The 22441-nt window shown below is 32.3% G+C and carries 16 protein-coding genes; 2 read left to right on the top strand and 14 right to left on the bottom strand.

Annotation, left to right across the window (positions count from 1 at the left end; all coding sequences use genetic code 11):
- Positions 1-1388: 1388 nt before the first annotated feature.
- The 3 genes from RCH18_RS02815 to RCH18_RS02825 form a co-directional block, all read right to left on the bottom strand.
- Positions 1389-2426, bottom strand: coding sequence for an aldo/keto reductase (locus RCH18_RS02815; RefSeq protein WP_326935247.1), 1038 nt, complete (start codon positions 2424-2426; stop codon positions 1389-1391).
- 152 nt (positions 2427-2578) lie between these two features.
- Entirely contained in the window at positions 2579-3520 is a 942-nt protein-coding gene (locus tag RCH18_RS02820; RefSeq protein ID WP_326935248.1) for an OmpA/MotB family protein, read from the bottom strand.
- A 145-nt stretch (positions 3521-3665) separates the two neighbouring features.
- The gene (locus tag RCH18_RS02825) at positions 3666-4427 is read right to left on the bottom strand and encodes an exodeoxyribonuclease III (RefSeq protein WP_326935249.1); all 762 of its coding nucleotides are present in this window, start codon (positions 4425-4427) and stop codon (positions 3666-3668) included.
- Between the two features lie 113 nt (positions 4428-4540).
- Between RCH18_RS02825 and RCH18_RS02830 the strand changes: the two genes are divergently transcribed.
- Positions 4541-6343, top strand: a complete 1803-nt coding sequence (locus RCH18_RS02830) for a lysophospholipid acyltransferase family protein (RefSeq protein ID WP_326935250.1) — start codon at positions 4541-4543, stop codon at positions 6341-6343.
- A gap of 50 nt (positions 6344-6393) precedes the next feature.
- Here the strand turns inward: RCH18_RS02830 and RCH18_RS02835 are convergent, their stop codons facing one another.
- Positions 6394-6675, bottom strand: a complete 282-nt coding sequence (locus RCH18_RS02835; RefSeq protein WP_326935251.1) for a TM2 domain-containing protein — start codon at positions 6673-6675, stop codon at positions 6394-6396.
- Between the two features lie 47 nt (positions 6676-6722).
- Positions 6723-7673: a 2-hydroxyacid dehydrogenase gene (locus tag RCH18_RS02840; RefSeq protein ID WP_326935252.1), complete on the bottom strand. Its 951-nt coding sequence runs from the start codon at positions 7671-7673 to the stop codon at positions 6723-6725.
- A gap of 141 nt (positions 7674-7814) precedes the next feature.
- Between RCH18_RS02840 and nhaA the strand changes: the two genes are divergently transcribed.
- On the top strand, positions 7815-8978 hold the full coding sequence (nhaA, locus tag RCH18_RS02845; RefSeq protein WP_326935253.1) for a Na+/H+ antiporter NhaA: 1164 nt from the start codon (positions 7815-7817) through the stop codon (positions 8976-8978).
- Positions 8979-9099: 121 nt separating this feature from the next.
- Here the strand turns inward: nhaA and proC are convergent, their stop codons facing one another.
- The 9 genes from proC to RCH18_RS02890 all read right to left on the bottom strand — a co-directional run bounded on the left by proC (position 9100) and on the right by RCH18_RS02890 (position 21986).
- On the bottom strand, positions 9100-9876 hold the full coding sequence (proC, locus tag RCH18_RS02850) for a pyrroline-5-carboxylate reductase (protein ID WP_326935254.1): 777 nt from the start codon (positions 9874-9876) through the stop codon (positions 9100-9102).
- Between the two features lie 433 nt (positions 9877-10309).
- Positions 10310-11662 (bottom strand): magnesium transporter, encoded by a 1353-nt coding sequence (mgtE, locus tag RCH18_RS02855; protein WP_326935255.1) that lies wholly within the window; start codon positions 11660-11662, stop codon positions 10310-10312.
- On the bottom strand, positions 11652-12431 hold the full coding sequence (gene rsmA / locus RCH18_RS02860; protein WP_326935256.1) for a 16S rRNA (adenine(1518)-N(6)/adenine(1519)-N(6))-dimethyltransferase RsmA: 780 nt from the start codon (positions 12429-12431) through the stop codon (positions 11652-11654). The genes mgtE and rsmA overlap by 11 nt, the downstream gene beginning before the upstream one ends.
- A gap of 215 nt (positions 12432-12646) precedes the next feature.
- Positions 12647-12958, bottom strand: coding sequence for a DUF4286 family protein (locus RCH18_RS02865; RefSeq protein ID WP_326935257.1), 312 nt, complete (start codon positions 12956-12958; stop codon positions 12647-12649).
- 102 nt (positions 12959-13060) lie between these two features.
- Positions 13061-14839, bottom strand: coding sequence for a hypothetical protein (locus tag RCH18_RS02870; protein ID WP_326935258.1), 1779 nt, complete (start codon positions 14837-14839; stop codon positions 13061-13063).
- A 94-nt stretch (positions 14840-14933) separates the two neighbouring features.
- Positions 14934-16205 carry a serine--tRNA ligase gene (gene serS, locus RCH18_RS02875; protein WP_326935259.1) on the bottom strand — a complete coding sequence of 424 codons (1272 nt, stop codon included), beginning with the start codon at positions 16203-16205 and terminating at the stop codon, positions 14934-14936.
- Between the two features lie 258 nt (positions 16206-16463).
- The gene (locus RCH18_RS02880) at positions 16464-17003 is read right to left on the bottom strand and encodes a DMP19 family protein (RefSeq protein WP_326935260.1); all 540 of its coding nucleotides are present in this window, start codon (positions 17001-17003) and stop codon (positions 16464-16466) included.
- Positions 17004-17311: 308 nt separating this feature from the next.
- Positions 17312-18109, bottom strand: a complete 798-nt coding sequence (locus RCH18_RS02885) for a DUF1853 family protein (protein ID WP_326935261.1) — start codon at positions 18107-18109, stop codon at positions 17312-17314.
- 1510 nt (positions 18110-19619) lie between these two features.
- Entirely contained in the window at positions 19620-21986 is a 2367-nt protein-coding gene (locus RCH18_RS02890) for an ATP-binding protein (protein ID WP_326935315.1), read from the bottom strand.
- Between the last annotated feature and the right edge of the window lie 455 nt (positions 21987-22441).

Raw genomic sequence — 22441 nt, forward strand, 5'->3', positions numbered from 1 at the left:
AACCTCCGAATTAAGAGCTTTACGCTTTAAGGTAAAAACAATTAAGTTATGCTTTTAGTTCTCCAACTTTGTCATTCTGACGAAGGAAGAATCTTTGTTTGTTGCTCTACGCCGTTGAGCTTACTTCGCCTATTTAGATAAACCCTCGAGTCCTCAAAAGTCGGAATGATAAGGATAGCAACGTTATTTGATTAGTACACCAATTGTGTTTTAAATTTACTGTTTTATTTTAAGTCAAATCGAGCCCTTCGTCTGCGCTCAGGACAGGCTTTTAGTCGAGATTATATAGGACTTGTCAAAAGGGTTTCGACTCCGCTCAACCAGACAAAAATCAATAGCCTATTGCAGCATATTCAAAAATGAAGTGGTGTTATTCTTAACCTAATGTTAGGACGTAAGATGTATGAAATACGAGTTACAAATTTCAACCTCCGAATTAAGAGCTTTACGCTTTAAGGTAAAAACAATTAAGTTATGCTTTTAGTTCTCCAACTTTGTAATTCTGACGAAGGAAGAATCTTTGTTTGTTGCTCTACGCCGTTGAGCTTTCTTCGCCTATTTAGATAAACCCTCGAGTCCTCAAAAGTCGGAATGATAAGGATAGCAACGTTATTTGATTAGTACACCAATTGTGTTTTAAATTTACTGTTTTATTTTAAGTCAAATCGAGCCCTTCGTCTGCGCTCAGGACAGGTTTTTAGTCGAGATTAAACAGGACTTGTCAAAAGGGTTTCGACTCCGCTCAACCAGACAAAAATCAATAGCCTATTGCGGCATATTCAAAAATGAAGTGGTGTTATCCTTAAACTAATGTTAGGACGTAAGATGTATGAAATATGAGTTACAAATTTCAACATCCGAATTAAGAGCTTTACGCTTTAAGGTAAAAACAATTAAGTTATGCTTTTAGTTCTCCAACTTTGTCATTCTGACGAAGGAAGAATCTTTGTTTGTTGCTCTACGCCGTTGAGCTTACTTCGCCTATTTAGATAAACCCTCGAGTCCTCAAAAGTCGGAATGATAAGGATAGCAACGTTATTTGATTAGTACACCAATTGTGTTTTAAATTTACTGTTTTATTTTAAGTCAAATCGAGCCCTTCATCTGCGCTCAGGACAGGCTTTTAGTCGAGATTATATAGGACTTGTCAAAAGGGTTTCGACTCCGCTCAACCAGACAAAAAGCAATAGTGTTTTACGGTAATTCAAAAATGAAGTGGTGTTACCTTTTATCCAATGATCCTTAGGTTGTATCGTAGGCTACATCAGTTTAAAACTGAAAAACACATCCTCAAAGATAGAAACTTTGCGGAGCGAAAATCACTTTATCATAAAAATCAAAAAGCCGATTTTTACTAGAAAAATCGGCCTTACTGTTAACTTTTAAAATTAAGGTGCAGGATCTGGAATGATTGCCTGAACTTTATTAATTTCAGTAATTATTTCATCAGAAAGTGACACGTTGATTGTATCAATATTTTCCTTTAATTGTGCGATACTTGTGGCACCTATAATTGTACTTGTGACAAAAGCTTGTTGCTCGATGAATGCTAATGATAATTCAGTTAAAGTCAAACCGTTTTTCTTTGCAATATCGTTATACATTATTGTTGCATTTGTACATTGCTCACTGCTGTATCTAGAGTAATTTGGGAACAATTTGATTCTAGCTTTTGGATGACTTTCCCCTGTCAAAAACTTACCTGATAAAATACCAAAAGCCATTGGTGAATACGCTAATAAACCCATATTTTCACGCATACAAATCTCAGAAGATCCCACCTCAAAAAGGCGATTCAATAGCGAATATGGATTTTGAATGGTTTTTATTCTTGGTAGATTATTGTATTTACTTTCCTCTAAAAACCGCATAATTCCCCAAGGCGTTTCATTAGAAAGTCCAATATGTTTAATTTTCCCTTCTTTGACAAAACCGTCTAAAGTTTGTAAAACGGCATGAATATTATCCTGCCAAGCATCATCTTGTATTTTAAAACCGCGTTGACCAAAACAATTGTTTTTTCGCTCAGGCCAATGCAATTGATACAAATCTAAATAATCAGTTTGTAATCGTTGTAAACTTTGATCTAAAGCAGTCTTGATACTTGTAGGTGAAAAATCTAAATGATCACGCATATATGTAAACGTAGGACTTGGCCCAGCAATTTTAGATGCTAAAACGATGTTCTCCCTCTTTCCCGTTTTTTTAAACCAAGTTCCAATGATTTTTTCGGTACTTCCATACGTTTCTTGACGCGCAGGAACCGAATACATCTCAGCCGTGTCAAAAAAGTTAACTCCGTTTTCAAATGCATAATCCATTTGGGCGTGACCCTCAGCTTCTGTATTTTGTTCACCAAAAGTCATGGTGCCAAGGCATATTTTACTAACTTTTATATCCGTATTGGGTAAAGTCGTATATTTCATTTTTTTGTAATTGTAGTTAGTGTGTAAAAATAGTTTTTCTAAAACTTTTAATTTTCTGTTTACGCTATTTTTAAGGAACATTTAAAATTAGGCAATTAAAAAGGCTCAAAGAATAATCTTTGAACCTTCTAAATATTTTTGATTTTTTAATACTAATTAATTTCATTTAGCATTTCAGCAATTTCATCCAGTCTTGGCGTTAAGATAATTTCGATTCTTCGATTTTTAGCTTTCCCCTCTGCAGTTGAATTGCTGCCTAATGGTGCGTATTCGCTACGTCCTGCAGCAGTGAGATTTTGCTTATTGATGTTTTTGTTTTCACTCAAGATAGCAACAATTGCTGTAGCTCTTTTAGTAGATAAATCCCAGTTATCAGCAATTGGACCTGAACCTGCATAAGAATCATTGTCAGTATGACCTTCAATTAGGACCGCAATCTCTGGATTATCTCCTAAAACTTTACCAACTTCTATAACTGCTTTTTTACCCTCTGAACCTACAGCATAACTACCTGAATTAAATAGCAATTTGTTTTCCATTGAAACATAAACTTTTCCATTTTTTTGCTCAACGGTCAATCCCTTTCCTTCAAAAACATTTAATGCATTTGATAAGGTTTCCTTTAGTTTTTTCATGCTCGCTTCTTTAGCAGCAATCAAGTTTTCAAGTTCTTGTAAGCGTTGTGCATTTTTGCTTAAGCGCTCTTGTTCTATAGATAAAGCTTTTCCCTTTTCATCTAACTGACTTAATAAATCTCTATTTTTTTTCATGTTAGTTTGCAAAGCATCGCTACTGTTTTTTTCTAAAGCGGCGTAGGAATCTTGTAAAACTTTAAATTTTTCTTGCGCTGCTGCATAATCTGATTTTAACTTATTAAGTTCTGCTTTTAGCTTACTTAGATCAGCAGTTAAGCCATCACGGTACACTTCTAATTGATTATTAGCTCTTAATAAATCGGAATTTTCATCAGAAATATTTTTATTTTCTTTTTTTAAATCAGCAAACTTATTTTCTAAATCATTATATATCTTTTTTGACACACACGATGATGAGAGTGCTAATACCAGTAGTCCGATTGAAATATTTTTTATCATTTTGTTTTACTTTTTTAATTTATGTTTGACCAAAAATAGTCATTTTATCGAGATGCCCTAGCCCTGATAGCAGTGAAAATCCTTGTTGCTTTTTCAAAAAAGCAACAAGATTGTAACGGATAGCAGGATAAAGCTTCTAAAAAAATCACTCGATTTCCACTAGAATTGGACAGTGATCAGAATGAACGGCATCAGACAAAATAACGGCTCTTTTTAATTTATGTTTCAACGAATCACTAACTAAATTGTAATCTATACGCCATCCTTTATTATTTCCTCGCGCTCCCGCTCGATAACTCCACCAAGAATATTGATGTGGCTCGTTATTAAAATGGCGGAAACTATCAACAAAACCTTCTTTCATAAAGTTGTCAAGCCAAGCTCTTTCTTGCGGTAAAAATCCAGAGACATTTTTATTGCGTACAGGATCATGAATATCAATAGCCTCGTGGCAAATATTATAATCGCCACAAATAATAAGGTTGGGAATTTCTTTCTTAAGACCGTTTATATAATTTTGAAAATCATCCATAAACATAAATTTATGATCTAGTCGATCTATATTTGTTCCTGATGGAAGGTACAAACTCATGATAGAAACATCATCAAAATCAGCTCTAAGATTTCTTCCTTCAAAATCCATGTGAGCGATTCCAGTGCCATAAACAACATTGTTGGGTTTTATTTTGGATAAAATTGCTACGCCGCTATACCCTTTTTTAGTTGCTGAATAATAATATTGATAAGGATAACCTGCAGCAGTTATTGCATCCACAGGAATTTGATCTTCAGTTGCTTTAATTTCCTGAAGGCAAATTACATCTGGATTTGCTTGCTGCAACCAATCGATAAAACCTTTAGTAATTGCAGCTCTGATTCCGTTGACATTGTATGAAATAATTTTCATTATAGATTTTTTTGAGTTTCAAAAGTAATAAAAAAGAAGAAGTTTGATTGAGAAAAATAGAGAAAATGGACTTTTTTGCTATCTTTGTTTCTTGCTCTAAAAATACGAAATAAATGGGTTTAGTTACCGCCAAAGAAGTTGCAAAGGCAATAAATGTTGACAAATACGGATTTTTTGGAACTTTCTCCGGGTGGATATTAATGAAGGTGCTTAAAATTTCTACATTAAATAAAGTATATGATAGAAATAGACATTTAAAAGATGTTGCTTTTTTAAATGGAATTTTAGACGATCTACAAATTAACTTTGAAATCCCAGATGAAGATTTAAAGCGTTTACCCAAAGATGGTGCTTATATTACCATTTCAAATCATCCACTTGGCGGAATTGATGGTGTTCTATTGCTAAAATTAATGTTAGAAAGAGAACCGAATTTCAAAATTATCGCTAATTTTCTATTGCATCGTATTGAACCCCTGAAGAAATATATAATGCCTGTAAATCCTTTTGAAAATCATAAGGATGCAAAATCTAGCGTTGTGGGAATCAAAGAAACACTTCGTCATTTGAGCGATGGAAAACCATTAGGAATGTTTCCAGCAGGAGAAGTTTCTACTTATAAAGATGGAAAATTAATGGTGGACAAACCGTGGGAAGAAGGTGCCATTAAAGTAATTAGAAAAGCGCAAGTTCCTGTAATTCCAATTTATTTTCATGCTAAAAACAGTCGGTTGTTTTATTTACTTTCTAAGATAAGTAGCACTTTTAGAACTGCCAAATTACCATCAGAAGTGTTTAGCCAAAAAAACCGTGTTATAAAAGTTCGTGTTGGGAAGCCAATTTCAGTTACCGAACAAAACGAATATAAATCGATTGAAGAATACTCTGAGTTTTTGCGTAAGAAAACGTATATGCTGGCTAATCCATTTGAAAAAGAAAGCCACTTTTTACCAACTTCGCCATTAAAAATTCCTAAAAGTCCTAAGAAAATTGTAACCGGAGCCAATCAAGAAAAGATGATTGCCGAAGTAGAAATAGCTAGAAATACTGATTGCCGCCTGTTACAAAGTAAAAACTATGAAGTTTTTTTTACAGAAGCTTCAAAGATTCCTAATATTTTACATGAAATAGGACGATTACGGGAAATTACCTTTCGCGAAGTAGGAGAAGGCACAAATGAAAGTATTGATTTAGACAAACATGATAAGTATTACCATCATTTATTTTTATGGGATAATGAAACTAATAAAATTGCTGGCGCTTATAGAATGGGATTAGGTTCAAAAATATATCCTAAATACGGTATAAATGGTTTTTATCTCAACGATTTATTTCGTTTTGAACCAGAGTTGTATGATATGATGCATAAATCCATTGAAATGGGTCGTGCTTTTATCATTAAAGAATACCAACAAAAACCAATGCCGCTTTTCTTACTTTGGAAAGGAATTATGCACACTACATTGCGTTATCCAGAGCATAAATTTTTGCTAGGCGGCGTAAGCATCAGCAACCAATTCTCTGATTTTTCTAAATCATTGATGATTGAATTTATGAAATCTAATTATTATGATCCTTACATAGCCCAATATATTCATCCCAAAAAAGAGTATAAAGTAAAACTGAAAGACGCCGACAAGGATTTCATTTTTAATGAAACAGAAGCTGATTTAAATAAGTTTGATAAAATTATTGACGAACTCGAACCTGGAAGCTTACGTTTGCCCGTGCTGATTAAAAAATACATCAAACAAAATGCAAAAGTGGTTGCCTTTAATGTCGACCCCCTTTTTAACAATGCTGTAGATGGATTGATGTATATTAGAATTTCAGATATTCCAGATAGTACAATGAAACCTGTAATGGAAGAGTTTCAGAAGGAACTTGAACGTAAATTAAGTGAAAAAGAAGATTGATTCTTTTAGTTAAAAAGCCCGCTGATTAAATCAACGGGCTTTTTTATTTTTTAAAACCATGCTTTTTTATTCACTTGATAGGTTTGATAAAATTCTTCATCCGATTTAGTCAAGTAAATAATTCCTTCAATTAAGCCTAATAAAGTGGTTACTGTTCCACAAGTACAAATACTAATAATCAACCATATTATCCCTTCAGTTGTATATCCTAAAAGGAATTTATGTATTCCTAGAGATCCTAATAGTATTGCTAATATACCAGCTGCTAATTTCTTATTATCTTGCTTAACTGGTCGAGGATTATTCCAGTCTTCTTGCTTTGAGTTTTCCATTTTTAAAGTTATATATAAAGGTTAGTTAATTTTAATATGTTGCTTATTTATTGAACTTGATACTTTAATTTTATTTTATCGACAATCACTTGAGCCAATCGCTCATGACTTTCAAAAGTCCATCCTGCAATGTGAGGTGTAAGCAACGCATTTTTAGCATTTAATAAATATTTTAAAGCATCTGGCGTGTGAGTATCATTAAACAAAGTTTCAAAAGATAATTTCTCATATTCTAAAACATCTAATCCAGCACCCAAAATTTTTCCAGATTGCATTGCAGCAACTAGATCAGCTGTAACAATATTTTTCCCTCTTGAAGTATTAATAATCCAAAAAGGTTTTTCAAAATCATTGATGAATTTAGTGTTAACCATCTTATCTGTTTCTGGAGTCCACGGAATATGTAAACTCAGCAAATCGGTTTTTTGTTGCAATTCCTTTAATGAAACTTGTTTTGCATTGGCATCAGCCACGCTGTCTAAAATATCATAGCATAAAACTTTGACATCAAAACCTTGTAGTTTTTTGGCGAGAGCCTTACCCATATTGCCATAACCTATGATACCTACCGTTTTACCATCCAGTTCATGCCCTCGATTGCTTTCTCGATTCCAATTCCCTGATTTTATTTCAGTATCAGCTTGATTCAAATTATTGAAAAGTGATAAAATCATGCCCAAGCTATGTTCTGCAACAGCATTGCGATTGCCTTCTGGAGCGGCAATAAGTGCAATTTTTTTTGACGTTGCGTACTCACAATCAATACTTTCTAATCCCGCTCCTACTCTGGCTATAAATTGTAAATTAATAGCTTTATCTAAAAATGATTTATCAATTTTAAAACGGCTACGAATTACGATTCCTTGATAATCTTGAATTTTATTTTCAATTTCTTCCTTAGAAGAGGTAAAATCACTATGGTTTACAAATCCTGCTTTATTCAATTGATCCCAAAGTAAAGGATGATTACTATCTATGTGAAGGATTTTTATATTCATAATCTTAAAATTTTAATTGTCCAAAATAACAAAAAAAATACGGTTTATGATTTTAAATATTGAAATTAAAGTCGAAATTCATAAATTAGCATTTTTAATTTTTATTACAAATTCTAAAGTTGTAATAAATAAAATACAACAATGAAATTAACAAAAACTTTTAACGCTTTTTTTGAAAGCGAAAAATCTGGTGGTCTCTTATTGCTTTTTGCAACAATTATTTCTCTTTTTTTAGCCAACTCCATTTTTCAAACGGAATATATTGCTTTTTGGGAAACTAATTTAGGAAGTCATACCATCACAGAATGGATTAATGATGGCTTAATGGCTATTTTCTTTTTACTAATAGGTTTAGAACTAGAGCGCGAAATTTATCAGGGAGAACTATCTAGTATTAAAAATGCTGCATTGCCTATTTTTGGTGCACTCGGTGGAATTATAGTTCCTGCTGGGATCTTTCTGTTATTAAATTATGGTACTATCACCCAAAACGGAGCTGGAATACCTATGGCTACTGATATTGCTTTTGCAATAGGAATACTTTCACTTCTAGGAAGTCGAGTGCCCACTTCACTTAAAGTATTTTTGACGGCTCTTGCGGTCATTGATGATATTGGTGCAATTTTAGTAATTGCCGTCTTTTATTCTGATGGAATTGCTTTTATGAATTTATTCACCTCTTTTGCGATCATGGGTGGATTGTTTATTTTAAACAGAAGGAAAGTCCACAATCTTATTCCTTACTTAATAGGAGGTGTTGGAATGTGGTATTTCATGCTGAATTCAGGTGTTCATGCAACTATTACTGGTGTGTTACTAGCTTTTGTAATTCCGTTTGGTGATGGTAGTAAAAGAACTTCATCATATAAACTACAGCATTTTTTGCATAAACCAGTAGCTTTTTTCATTCTTCCTTTATTTGCAATAGCAAATACTGGAATTGCAATAGGTTCAGATTGGCATGAAGGCTTAAATCATCCTAACACCATTGGTATTATATTAGGATTAGTTGTTGGTAAACCATTAGGGATTTGGCTGTTTTCATTTCTTGCCGTTACTTTTGGAATCTGTGCATTACCTCGAGATTTAAAATGGAAAAACATTGTAGGTGCAGGAATGCTGGGTGGAATTGGTTTTACCATGTCTATTTTTATAACATTACTTGCCTTTAAAAATGATGGTGCCGAAGTCATTAATTATTCAAAAATTGCAATTTTAATCGCTTCTTTTATTGCTGGAACAATGGGTTATTTGTTTTTAAAATATACTTTAAATCCTACTAGAAGGTCTAAAAAGCATAAGTAATAGTTATTACTAATATAAATTTATTAAAAAAGCCTCGTTTAAAATTGTTTTAAACGAGGCCTTTTTTGTCTTGATTATTAACTTTAAGATTTTTTTACATCATTTTTTAATTAAAAAAAACTTATCCTTTGATCTGTTTCAAAGAAGTTTTAATTCCTCTAATTAATGACGAACTAAATCCGTGCAATTCCATCTCATTTAAACCGGCAATGGTACAGCCTTGAGGCGTTGTAACGCGGTCAATAAGTTGTTCAGGATGTACTTTTTCTTCTAGCAGCATTTGAGCAGCACCTTTTACAGTTTGTGCTGAGATTGCCAATGCTGTTTGCCAATCAAATCCAATCTCAATTCCCGCTTGCATCGATGCCCGTATATAACGCAATGCAAAAGCGGTTCCGCTGGCGGCTAAAACCGTTGCTGCATCCATTAATTTTTCATCAATTATAGGAGCAGTTCCTAGACTTTGAAAAAGCGAAACCACAATCTGTGCTTTGTCTTTATTTTGTTCTTGAAATGCTATACAAGTAGCTGATGCTCCAAACTGTGCTGCGATGTTAGGCATGATTCGAACCGCGGTATTTGTATCTCCAATTTTTTTTTGTAGGTTTTCAATCGATAACCCACTCACGGCTGATGCAATAATTTTATTAGAAATCACCGGTAATATTTCGCTTAATACAGTATCGACTTGATAGGGTTTAATTGTTAGAATAATAAGATCAGCTTCTTGAATACAATGTGTATTATTAGTTGAGACTATGGCCCCTAATTTTTCAAGATATAAAATACTTGCTGTATTTCTTCTCGTTATTGTAATTTGATTATCTGTTGAAAATTTAGATAATCCCAGTGCAATTGAAACACCCAAGTTTCCGCCGCCAATAATATGTACTTTCATACGCTTCTTGTAATTTTTTCTTTAAGATCTCCAATTTAAAAGAGATCCCAAATGTGAAAATGTTAGTTGATTTTACTGGATTTATTCATAAAAATAGTTAAAAAGAAAATAATACCAATTGTGTTTTAAATTTACTGCTTTGTTTCTTTTTAAATCGAGCCCTTCGTCTGCGCTCAGAACAGGTTTTTAGTCGAGATTATATATGACTTGCAAAAAGGGTTTCGACTGCGCTCAACCGGACAAAAAATCATAAGCTTTTTACATTATATTCAAAGGTGAAGTGGTATAAGATTCTTTTGACCTTTAGACTATTATGAATACCAGTGGAAAATTACAGAATATGTTGTAAATTATATTTCAATAATTTATATGATTTGTGATAAAAATCCCGACTGCTATTGGGGGTAATTCAAACTTAAAAAGTATCTGTTTTTTAAAATCCCAAAATAATTTTGGCGATCGAAAAATAAATCAAGATCCCACATATATCATTGCTTGTGGTTATAAATGGACCTGTGGCTAAGGCAGGATCTATTCCAAATTTATCAAGTAATAAAGGAATAAAAGTCCCTATCAATGAAGCGATAATAATTACAGATACTAATGCGGTGGTAACAATTACACCAATGATTACTTCAACATTTAGAAGATAATGACTTCCTAAAAATAATATAATAGCTAATATACAACCGTTTAGTAAACTCAGTGAAACTTCTTTGACTAACCTACTAAACAATGATCCGCTTAATGTATTATTTGCCAATCCTTGAACAATAATTGCCGAAGATTGTACACCAACATTCCCTGCCATTGCTGCTATAAGTGGTGTGAAAAAGAATAAATTCCCATGATCCAGCATTGCACCTTCAAATAATCCCAATACTTTTACCGATACGAATCCTCCTAATAATGCTAATACTAACCAAGGCAATCTAGCTTTTGTATGCTCAAAAATACTATCATCAGCTTCAACGTCTTGCGATATACCTGCCGCTAACTGGTAATCCTCATCAGCTTCTTCTTTTATTACATCAACAATGTCATCAATGGTGATTCGGCCAACTAATCTACCTAATTCATCTACTACCGGAATAGCCTCTAAATCGTATCGTTGCATGATTCTGGCTACCTCAACATCTTCCGTATCGACTTTTACAAAATTTAATTTTCGAATATAAACATCGTTAACTGCCGTTCTTGAGGAGGTCGTTAATAAATCTTTCAATGATAATCTACCTTTTAAGCGGTCTTCATCATCCACCACATAAATAGAGTGAACTCTAGAGATGTTTTCAGCTTGAATTCGCATTTCTTTGACGCAAGTAAGTACATTCCAATTTTCATTGACTTTAACTAACTCTTTGTGCATTAGTCCACCTGCTGTATCTTCATCATAACGCAATAAGTCAACAATATCCTTAGCGTGTTCAACATCTAAAAGTTCTGATATTACTTCAGCTTTTAAATCTTGAGAAAGCTCCGCAATAATATCCGCCGCATCATTTGTTTCAAGTTCGTCTAGCTCTTCGGCAATTTCCTTTGGCGAAAGCCTACTTAATATATTTTCCCGTAAATCATCCTCTAATTCAAGCAGAATTTCTGCCGTTTTTTCACTGTCTAATACCTTAAAAATATAGGTTGCTTCATTAAAATCAAGCTCATCAAGAATTTCAGCAATATCAGCATGGTGCATGTCATGCAATAAAAGTTCCAATTGCTGGTCGTCTTTATTTTGAATGAGTACCTCCAACTCCTGAATTAATCCTTTGCTGATTTTAAATTCCATCGGCTTCTATTTTTTGGGTAAGTTCTATAAATTGATCTACGTTCAATTGCTCAGGTCGAAGATTAAAAACTTCATCTTCTCGTAAAGCATCTGACAAATTTAAGGTTTTTAAACTATTGCGTAGCGTTTTACGTCTTTGCTGAAAAGCAGTTTTAACAACAGTAAAAAATAATTTTTCTCCGCAAGGCAAACTGTAATCTTGTTTTCTGCGCAAGCGTAAAACTCCTGATTTTACTTTTGGCGGTGGAATAAATACATTTTCATCGACTGTAAATAAATATTCTGCATCATAAAAGGCTTGTACTAAAACTGATAAAATCCCATAAGCTTTTGTTCCTTTTTTTTCGCAAATGCGTTGCGCTACCTCTTTCTGAAACATTCCTGCAAATTCCGGAATTTGATGACGGTATTCTAATGTTCGAAAAACAATTTGGGTTGAAATATTATAGGGAAAATTACCAATTATAGCAAATTGCTTTCCTTCAAAAATCTCGTTGATATTATATTTTAAAAAATCTTTGGAAATAATTCTATCCTTTAATTTCGGGAAATTTTGATCTAAATACGTTACTGATTCGGTATCAATTTCAATAACATAAGTATTAACTGGTTTTTCTAATAAATATTTAGTTAATACTCCCATACCTGGTCCAATTTCCAGTAGATCGTCGTATCCTTCTAAATTCAGCGTATCAGCAATATCTTTTGCGATGCTTTCATCTTTTAAAAAGTGCTGTCCAAGGTGTTTTTTAGCTGTTACTTTTTCCATTTTGTTGTTTAGTAACTCGAAGTCACAAAGTATTTATATTTTAAGTGCTAGGATTAATTTCTACTTATTAAGCAAAGCATTTATGTTTTATTGTTTGAAGGTCGCAAATTGCGACCTCTAATTTAACTTACTTTAGCAATTTAAGACTAAAATATAGGCTTAAACAGTTCCAATTTTTACTGAATGTTCACAATGATCATCCTTTCAACACTTTATTAATAATCAGCTATTAATTCTAGCTCTGTTCTAAAAGCGAGCATTTTATCTCCAAATAATTTTAACCCTTCTTCTCTAAATCCTGGAGCATCCTCCTGATAATATTTCTCTAAAGTTTCTTTACTATCCGTTGTGTATTGTACTGAATAGGTAACTCCACCCATCTCTTCCTCAATTAAAACACGAACCATTCTTGCTGAACAGAATTTTTTTGTTGCTAAAAGTTCGGGGATATGTTTGTACCGCATCCAGATCATCCATTGATCGTGCACACTTTCATGTATATTAGTGGTAACGTTGTATATAATCATTTTTTTAGTTGATTAATCGTTTAGTTGGTTATTTGTTTAAATGGTTAGTTTTTAAATGGATATTTGTTTAAACAGTTAACCAATTAACCAATTAACCTTTTATTATAAATTTGTATCACCTCTTAATTGTCTGAATTTTTTTCTTGCTTCCACAAAATGAATACTATCTTGATGATTAAAGATGATTTTTTCGTACAAAGGCTTTGCTTTTTCAGGTTCTTGTAACTGTTTATTATAAATTTCTGCTGAGAAATATAGTGCTTCATCCACATAAATTCCGTCACTATGTTGATCAATGATTTTTTGGTATTGGCTTAAAGCCAAATTAAAATCGGCAAGTTTTTCATATATTTTACCCAATCGCAACAATGTTACTGCCACTATCTCATCCCCTTTAAATGTGTTTAAGATCGATTGAAATTGGTCTATTGCCTCTTGATTCCTATTTTGATAAAGTAAATAATCTCCTTTTGCAAACTGCTTTAATGCTGTTTGAGTAGAATCAGCAACTGTGTTGTCATTTATTAATAAAAAATATTCCAGTGCATCATTAGCAATCAATTGCGTATTTGCTGATTTTAATTCTTTAAATTGTTTCAACGCATACTCAAAATCAGATTTAAAATAACTTGTTTTTGCTGCTTTTAATGTCGCTTCATGCGCTAAAACATCATTTTTTAAATCCAATTCAATTTGAGAATAATACAATAAAGCCTGATTGAATTTTTCCTCATATAAGAATATGTCTGCAAGTTCCATTTTGGCTGTAGCCAAATCATATTTATCCAACTGCATTTCTAAAGCGCGCTTTACTATGGCCTTTCCTTGTTCTGGTTTTTTTAAATTAAATGCAACAAAATGCGCCTGAATCAGTTGCAAAGATAAGGTAAATGGACTGATCTCGAATTCTTTTAAAATAGCATTTAACTCCTGATTTATGCCCTCAAAATCTTTTTCCGGTGCTTTTTGTATTTTGATTTCCATTAAATAAGCATTGACCTGAATCAATAATTGCAAATCTTTACTATTCTCTAAGATAAAATCTAAAATTTCTTTAGCAGCTATCTGATTTTCTTCTTGAATTGCCTGTTGTGCTAAATTTAGGATCGCTGAAAACGATTCAGGATTGCGTTTGTAAATGGCTTTTTCTTGGATAAAAGCTTTCTCAAACTCTTTTTCTTGGACATAAAACCAACTCAAAAACCGATTCCAATGAATATCCTGATTCTTTTGTGTTCGTAAAACTAGTGCTTTGCGCAATTGTTCGTTGAAATTAGCATCACCATCGTCAACCATAAAACGAACCAATTGATTCTGGATCATCACTGAATTTTGAGGATTCTGGAATGATTCATCTAGAAAGGTTGTAATCATCATTTCGATATTCCCTAATTGTCCGTAGAGCAACGCCATTTGATAATTGAAATTAAAATTAGGTTCTATTTCTATAGCTGTTTTATATGATTTTAATGCGTAATCTAAAAGCACTTTTTTTTCGAAAGAACTGGCAATGGCATATACTTCATTTGGATTTTTCTTGATTCGTTCAATAGCTTGATCGTATAGGGCGTTAGCTTGACTATCTTTTTTTTGAAGTTGTAAATTATAACCTAATTCTACTAGCAGATTGCCTTGTTTGTATTTATCAAATCGTTGCTGGATTGCGTTTTCAGCGACATCAAATTGCTGCAACTGCTGATAACAGTCTAAGGTTCTCAAAAAATACTGCGTGTTTTGTGGTATGCTTTTTAGTAATTCTTCAAAACCTACTTTCGCTTTTTCAAAATCCCCTTTCTCATAATAATATTGCGCTAATTGTTCATTTTGTGAAACACAAATTGATGAGATAAATAGTGCGATATAGAGAAAAAGGTGCTTCATATTCAAAGTATTCGGCGTTCTATGTTCAGTTGTCCAGAAAAGTGTGTTTTGCAAAAAGCAAATTAAACACGGGTCGCCGAAAACTGAAAACTAATTAATTAATAATGTCAAATCCACAATAAGGACGTAAGACTTCAGGGATTAAAATACCTTCTGGAGTTTGATAATTTTCTAAAATTCCAGCTAAAACCCTTGGTAAGGCTAGTGAACTTCCGTTTAAGGTGTGCGCCAATTGGTTTTTTCCATCCTTATCTTTAAAACGCAATTTTAAACGATTTGCCTGAAAAGTCTCAAAATTAGAAACCGAAGAAACTTCTAACCAGCGATCTTGCGCTGTTGAAAATACCTCAAAATCATAAGTTAACGAAGCTGTAAATCCCATATCACCGCCACAAAGGCGTAAAATTCTATATGGCAATTTCAGTTCTTGAAGGATAGATTTCACGTGGTCTACCATTCCGTCAAGTGCTTCATAAGACTTATCAGGATGCTCCACACGTACAATTTCTACTTTATCAAATTGATGCAAACGGTTTAATCCACGAACATGAGCACCATAAGAACCCGCCTCACGACGAAAACATGGCGTATAAGCTGTGGTTAAAATAGGCAATTCATTTTCGCTCAAAATCACATCACGAAATAAATTGGTCACAGGAACTTCCGCCGTAGGAATTAAGTATAAATCATCCGTTTTGTCATGGTACATTTGTCCTTCTTTATCTGGCAATTGTCCCGTTCCATAAGCCGAAGCTTCATTGACCATGTGCGGAACTTGTACTTCATTATAACCCGCAGCAGTATTTTTATCCAAGAAATAATTGATTAAGGCGCGTTGTAATTTGGCGCCTTTACCCTTGTATACTGGAAATCCTGCACCCGTGATTTTTACACCTAATTCAAAATCTATTATATCGTATTTCTTCACCAATTCCCAGTGTGGCTGCGCATCTTTATGTAAAACTGGAATATCGCCTTCCTGAAAAACGTTTAAGTTTTCTTCAGGTGTTTTTCCATTAGGAACGATAGCTGCGGGAAGATTAGGTAATGTATATAATTTCTCTGAAAGATCAGCAGCAAGCAGATCAGCGGTTTCTGCTAATTTTTTACTTTTCTCTTTCAGTAAAACGGTTTTTTCTTTTAAAATAGCGGCTTTTGACTTTTCGCCATTTTTCATTAACTCACCAATATCCTTGGATAATTTATTAGATTCTGATAAAATCCCATCCAATTCTACTTGCGTAGCACGGCGTTTTTCATCTAATTGTATCACTTCTTCAACAATATTTTTGGCATCCATATTTCTTTTTGCCAAAGCGTTGATTACTTTCTCCTGATTCTCTCTAATAAATGCGATTTGTAACATAGCTTAATTTTTTTGCGCTAACTTTTAAATAATGGTAGCAAATTTAAGGAAATGTTTTATAGTAATGAGGGAAAAATTTAGGTATTCGGTTTTGGGACTTTTAGACACGGATTGGACGAATTATCACCAATTTATAATTCTGATGATTTAACGAATTGCTAATAAAAAGTATATTTTATGTAACCAAGTAGTCAGTTTTGTAAAAAAATCAATGAAATAAAATCTCTTGTATTTCGTGAAAAATTAGGATTAACTTATTTATTCTCTTTTAATCTCATGTCCTAAAAATTCCTCTAAGGTCGTAAACATGTCGTCAACTGAGAGCACTTCTAAATCAGGATGCGTTTGTAAAAAATCAGCATTAAGCTGTACTAAATTTTCTTCAATTTCAAAAAAAGTATCGTTATTCATCAAATCACGAGTGGGATTTACACCATCTAATTTTCCTTTAAAGAATTTATCTCTTTTTACGCTACTCAATAATTTTACTTTCTTGCATTGTTGTTGAAATAATTCTAAATGCTTCTCTGCTCCAATCAACTGTAAAGCTTCTTCTATTAGTTCATTTAATTCGGTATTCCATTGTGAACTATAAACAAATTGTGAAAAATTCCCTTTAGTATATTGAGAAGTATAATAATCTAAATAATAACTCATCAATGCGTCTTGATGGATTAGATCATCATCTATTTTTTCCTCACGCATTAAATTAATCACCGAAATATTTGAATTGACTATGTCTTGTGGGTTTTCGCTATTTGCCGCTGTCTCTGAAATTATGATTCTTCCAAATTCCATATTAGTATGCCTTTAAAAGTTAATTTACAAATTTCGCCTAAATAATCGAAGTATTAAAATGTTTTTTAGATTGTCAGGAGGGAATTAAAATGATTAATATATTAGAAAAAGTAAGTCCTATTAAAACCAAAATTACTGGATTGAAATTAGCTTTAATGTAAAATATTATTTCATTTATAGGTTCAAGGTAATTTAGATTTTAAAATATCACATCAACAATATACGCCATCAATTAAGTTTTAAAAAATCTAATAAGAATTTACTTTTAAACGAATCCATAAAATGTATTGGTAATTCGATTTAAAAATTTACCACCAAACTATAAAAAATTCTGAATATAAATTCCTATATTTTTGCCAGCATAAAAGTGATTGTTTTTCTTTAATACTTTCGGTAACATCTTTTGCAATACCAGTAATATCAGTCCAAATTTCATTTTCAGAAGGATCGATTCCCCATTCCTTTTTTAAAGGAATATAATACCATTTCGCTGCGCTATTTAGGCTTATGAAAGTATCCACATTTATATAATATCCTTTTATGGCTTTTTGATAAATAGGATTAAAACTTCCTTTATATTTAAAAGGAACAAACAAAGACACTAATAAACATAGAGCCTGAGCTACTTGCTCAATTGCTATAGTATTAAATTTTGAAGCAGTACACCGATAATATAATAAAGGAAATTGCTTGGCTTTTAGTTTTTGTAATTTGTCTAGTAAAGAATCATTTCTATTAGGACCAATCCAATTATTTATGGGTTCTAAGGAAATGCTAGGATCAAAGAGATAAAACTTATAGGCCAACTCTAGGTGGATGCATTGTTTTGTATTTTCATTTTGAATAATAAAATCAATTTCACCAATGGTTCTTTTATCTTCAATTATTTGAATGTTTTCATAAAGCATTTTATAGTTGGTAGAAGATTTAATTAATTCAGCAACCACTCTTTCTATTAAATGACCCAATCTTAAATTGGTAGGTAATAGAAATTCCAGATCATTTTCTAGATCTAATTCTGATAAGTCAAAAGTTGGAAAGCCAGTAATAGAAAAGTCTAAACTATTCGCTTTAATTATTGATGTTATCCTAGCCTTGATTTTCATTTTTACTCGGTTTAATGGGTGTGGCCTTATAGAATGTTTTATGAGGAAAATTAGTTTTTGATTTTGAGTTTTTTAAGTAATACTATTGCCAGTTTCAGTAGTTCTACAAACCTTAAGAGTTTTTGTAATAGCGTGACAATTTACTATATTTAAGTGATTTGTTTTTCAAAAAAAAGTAAAGGAAATTAGGATAAAAATCACTCCCTTTTCTACTGCAAAAATAGAAATGTTCTTACCTTTTAATTCCTATAATTATTGAGATTTCTAATAATTTCAGGATAACCTAATAGTGTTTACGGCTTATATTTTTACCAAATGTTACGACATGGAGAATCAAAGTGCGAAATCACTGCTCCGTTTTTAGCTATAATCCGGTCATTGATTAGCCTTTGGACACAATAAAGAATTCGAAGTTGTTTCGTGGTGTCTCTGTTTATAGCGTCAAACTCAATTTCAAGTGTCTACCCAATCCTTGTCTCATGATTCTCAGTAAGGTCGAAAGTCTAATATCACTTGCATTATTTTCTTTTTAGAAATATAACTTTTTGTTGTTCCACATTTTAACGTTAATTCCTCTTGAGTCTATCCACGCTCTTTTCTCAATTCTTGAATTCAAACACCAAGTTCAAAAATTATCATACTCATCTTCCTAGTTTTGGCGAGTTTCAGTTCCATTTTTCCGTGTTGTTAGTCTAAAGGTTGTCCAAATGATGTTATTTTTTTATTCTCTTTTTTCATAATTTTTACTATTTTTATTTTTCATCTAAATATTCTTTCTTCAATTTTTCTGCTAATTTGATTTCTGATTGTGGAATTTTTAGTGCTTTCTTCTAAAAACCATTTATTAAAAAAACTAAATTTCCTTTGTTGAAGAAACTAAAAGCTCTAAACAAATCAGAACCAACCTCCATTTTGATTTCAAATATTCCATCAGGGTTTGTTATATGTTTGAAAATTTTTCTGAAATTCTATCCTGAGTAGATATTAACTGTAAAGTATAGCTAAATTTTTTTTGACGTCATTTTTTTGATCATTAAAATAAGTCAAGATAGTAATTTTCATAATAAATAATATCGCTAATAAACTTTTTGTTTATTTGATAAGGTTATTCATTTAGATAACATTTTGCTATTTTCTACTTGAGATTTTGAGATTAATGCTGTTTTTTTCCGTACTAGAAACGGCCTCATTTTTTGTAAAAAAGACAAAATTTTAAAAACAAGGTAACTCTTTTATAAATATTGTTGATTTGTAATACACAAAAAAGTAAACGAAATCACATTTAAAACTCATCTCATCTTACTGTAAAAAAAAGAGGCTTCCTTTGCCTCTTAAAATTATTCTGCTATTTTTTTTACTACAACTTTTTAGTGTTAACAAACTCTCAACTGGTTGTAATTTACATGTCGCAAGGGATTCAACTGCTAATCATTATTAACTTTTTTATCCCAGCGAAGCTTTGGTTTTTCGGCTCAACCTGTTTTTTGTCCATCGTTTTGTCATAGCTTTACTATTTTAGTAATTTGATAATTTTATTATGTAATATTTGTTCATCAAGCGGTTTTGAAATGTAGTCGTTCATGCCAACTGCTTTACATTTTTCGACATCAACTGTTGTTACATCGGCTGTTAAAGCAATAATTGGAATTTTTAATTTCATTGTATTACGAATATATTCAGTTGCTTCAAACCCACTCATTATTGGCATCTGTAAGTCCATCAAAATAATATCGTACGTTTCTGTTTGTAGTTTCTCAATTGCAATTTTTCCATTAGCCGCAATATCATGTTTAAATTTAAAATCATCTAATATTATCTTCATCAATAATTGATTTAGTTTAATGTCTTCAACCACTAATATTTTTATGTCTTTAATTTCTTTGTTTAATTCGACCTTTTCACTTTCTTTTTTACTTTCTCCAACGGTCTTTTGAAAACTTAAAGTGAAACTAAAAGTTGAGCCTTCATCCACTTTACTTTTTACTAAAATACTTCCACCCTGTTTTTCTACTAGTTGTTTGCAAATGGCAAGTCCCAATCCTGTTCCTCCAAATGTGCTTGAAGTGGAACTTGTTGCTTGTTGAAAATTTTCAAAAATGAATTCTAATTTGTTTTCTGGTATTCCTATTCCTGTGTCGGTAATTGCAAACTCAATGGTTGCTGTCACTTTATCTTCGCACAATAAACGAACAGTTACTATTATTTTCCCTTTTGCTGTAAACTTTCTGGCATTACTTAAAAGATTTAAAAGAATTTGGTGCAAACGCACGGCATCGCCTAACAACACCATTGGAATTTTGTTGTCGAATTCTTTCACTAACTCTAAATTCTTTTCTTTAATTTTTAAGTCGAATACCCGATGCATTGTTGATATCAAGAATTCTAATTTAAAAGGTTTTTCTTCAAATGTCATTTTTCCTGCATCTGTTTTTGCTAAATCTAAAATATCATTTATTAGCACAAGTAATCCATCGCCACTAATTTTTATAGCATCTAAATATTCTTTCTGCTTTGGGGCTAAATCTGTTTTCAAAAGCACCTTTGTAAAGCCAAGAATTGCATTCATAGGAGTCCGGATTTCATGGCTCATATTCGATAAAAATTGTTGTTTGGATTGTAAAGCATTTTCTGCTATACCTTTTGCCTCTTCTGCATTTAGCGTTGCCAATTCCGCAACCACTTTTCCTTGTTTTAGAGAATTACTGAGTGCTTCTAATGCTGTATTTTCAATTTTTCGTTTTTCTTTTTCTTCGTTTTGAAATACAAGTTCTTTGTCGGCAAGCGCTAATTCGTCAGCACGTTTTTCTTTCTCTTCGTTTTGAAATACAAGTTCTTTATTTGCAATGATTAATTCGTCTGCACGTTTTTCTTTTTCCTTATTTTGGAATACAAGTTCTTTGTTGGCGATAATTAATTCGTCAGCACGTTTTCCTTTCTCTTCGTTTTGAAATACAAGTTCTTTGTTGGCAATCACTAATTCTGCTGCACGTTTTCCTTTCTCTTCGTTTTGAAATACAAGTTCTTTATTTGCAATGATTAATTCGTCTGCACGTTTTTCTTTCTCCTTATTTTGAAATACAAGTTCTTTGTTGGCAATCACTAATTCTGCTGCACGTTTTCCTTTCTCTTGGTTTTGAAATACAAGTTCTTTGTTGGCAATTACTAATTCTGCTGCACGTTTTCCTTTCTCTTCGTTTTGAAATAAAAGTTCCTTGTTGGCAATGATTAATTCGTCAGCCCGTTTTACTTTCTCTTCGTTTTGGAATACAAGTTCCTTATTAGCAATAATCAATTCGTCAGCCCGTTTTTCTTTTTCTTCGTTTTGAAATACAAGTTCTTTGTTGGCAATCACTAATTCTGCTGCACGTTTTACTTTCTCTTGGTCTTGAAATACAAGCTCTTTGTTGGCTATAATTAATTCAGCTGCACGTTTTTCTTTCTCTTCGTTTTGAAAAACAAGTTTTTTGTTAACAGCGCTTAACTCTCCTGCACGTTTTTCTTTTTCTTCGTTTTTAATAGCAAGTTCTTTGTTAGCAATGATTAACTCCTCTGCTTTTTTGTTGGTCACATCTCTTGCTGCCGCAAAAACTCCCAAAACATTTCCTTTGTCGTCTTTATAAACTGATGCGTTATATAATACATCCGTCAAATTTCCATTTTTGTGGTGAATAGTGAGTGGATAATCGGAAACAAATCCTTCTTCAAAAACCTGCTTATATCCTTCACGTGCTTTCTTAGGCTCAGTAAAATAGTCAGAAAAGTCAGTTCCAATTAATTTTTCTCTCGTTTCTCCTGTTACTTTCACTGATGCTTCATTTACATCTGTAATTTTCCCTTCGGCAGAAATTGTAACAAGTGGATCGAGTGATGCTTCAATTAAGCTTCTTGCCTATTGCGATGATTTTGAATCCATTACTAAATATTTTTTTTTGAATGTGATTTTATAATTTTCATTATGCATTAGTGTTTGTCATATTGCTACTATATTATAAATTTTAAAGCACGCACTATTAGTCGTTTAGGATTTTAATCAACTTTTCGAGGTTTTACGGGTTTGCGAACTTCTTTACCGAAATTTTTCTGTTTAAGTAAAATTTCTTGTAAAGATAATTGTGAATTTAATACTTAATTCGGAATATTGTAATAATTCTGTTGAATCAAACCTACGGTAAAGTTTTGTCTGAAAATGTTAGAATTTTGTGCACAATATATAAAAAATTAACTAAGATGACAAAAAAGAAGATGAAGTAGTTGTACTAACTAATAGCATCGGTCATGCCATTGCATAGATTCCTGATTTTGCGGTTTTATTTCATTGTTTTAAGCGAGCCA

The organism is Flavobacterium sp. PL11 (assembly GCF_035985025.1).
Lineage (GTDB): Bacteria > Bacteroidota > Bacteroidia > Flavobacteriales > Flavobacteriaceae > Flavobacterium.

Excerpts from the sequence above, each read along its gene's own strand:
- RCH18_RS02815 (WP_326935247.1), bottom strand. The coding sequence starts at position 2,426 with ATGAAATATACGACTTTACCCAATACGGATATAAAAGTTAGTAAAATA.
- RCH18_RS02820 (WP_326935248.1), bottom strand. The coding sequence starts at position 3,520 with ATGATAAAAAATATTTCAATCGGACTACTGGTATTAGCACTCTCATCA.
- RCH18_RS02825 (WP_326935249.1), bottom strand. The coding sequence starts at position 4,427 with ATGAAAATTATTTCATACAATGTCAACGGAATCAGAGCTGCAATTACT.
- RCH18_RS02830 (WP_326935250.1), top strand. The coding sequence starts at position 4,541 with ATGGGTTTAGTTACCGCCAAAGAAGTTGCAAAGGCAATAAATGTTGAC.
- RCH18_RS02835 (WP_326935251.1), bottom strand. The coding sequence starts at position 6,675 with ATGGAAAACTCAAAGCAAGAAGACTGGAATAATCCTCGACCAGTTAAG.
- RCH18_RS02840 (WP_326935252.1), bottom strand. The coding sequence starts at position 7,673 with ATGAATATAAAAATCCTTCACATAGATAGTAATCATCCTTTACTTTGG.
- nhaA (WP_326935253.1), top strand. The coding sequence starts at position 7,815 with ATGAAATTAACAAAAACTTTTAACGCTTTTTTTGAAAGCGAAAAATCT.
- proC (WP_326935254.1), bottom strand. The coding sequence starts at position 9,876 with ATGAAAGTACATATTATTGGCGGCGGAAACTTGGGTGTTTCAATTGCA.
- mgtE (WP_326935255.1), bottom strand. The coding sequence starts at position 11,662 with ATGGAATTTAAAATCAGCAAAGGATTAATTCAGGAGTTGGAGGTACTC.
- rsmA (WP_326935256.1), bottom strand. The coding sequence starts at position 12,431 with ATGGAAAAAGTAACAGCTAAAAAACACCTTGGACAGCACTTTTTAAAA.
- RCH18_RS02865 (WP_326935257.1), bottom strand. The coding sequence starts at position 12,958 with ATGATTATATACAACGTTACCACTAATATACATGAAAGTGTGCACGAT.
- RCH18_RS02870 (WP_326935258.1), bottom strand. The coding sequence starts at position 14,839 with ATGAAGCACCTTTTTCTCTATATCGCACTATTTATCTCATCAATTTGT.
- serS (WP_326935259.1), bottom strand. The coding sequence starts at position 16,205 with ATGTTACAAATCGCATTTATTAGAGAGAATCAGGAGAAAGTAATCAAC.
- RCH18_RS02880 (WP_326935260.1), bottom strand. The coding sequence starts at position 17,003 with ATGGAATTTGGAAGAATCATAATTTCAGAGACAGCGGCAAATAGCGAA.
- RCH18_RS02885 (WP_326935261.1), bottom strand. The coding sequence starts at position 18,109 with ATGAAAATCAAGGCTAGGATAACATCAATAATTAAAGCGAATAGTTTA.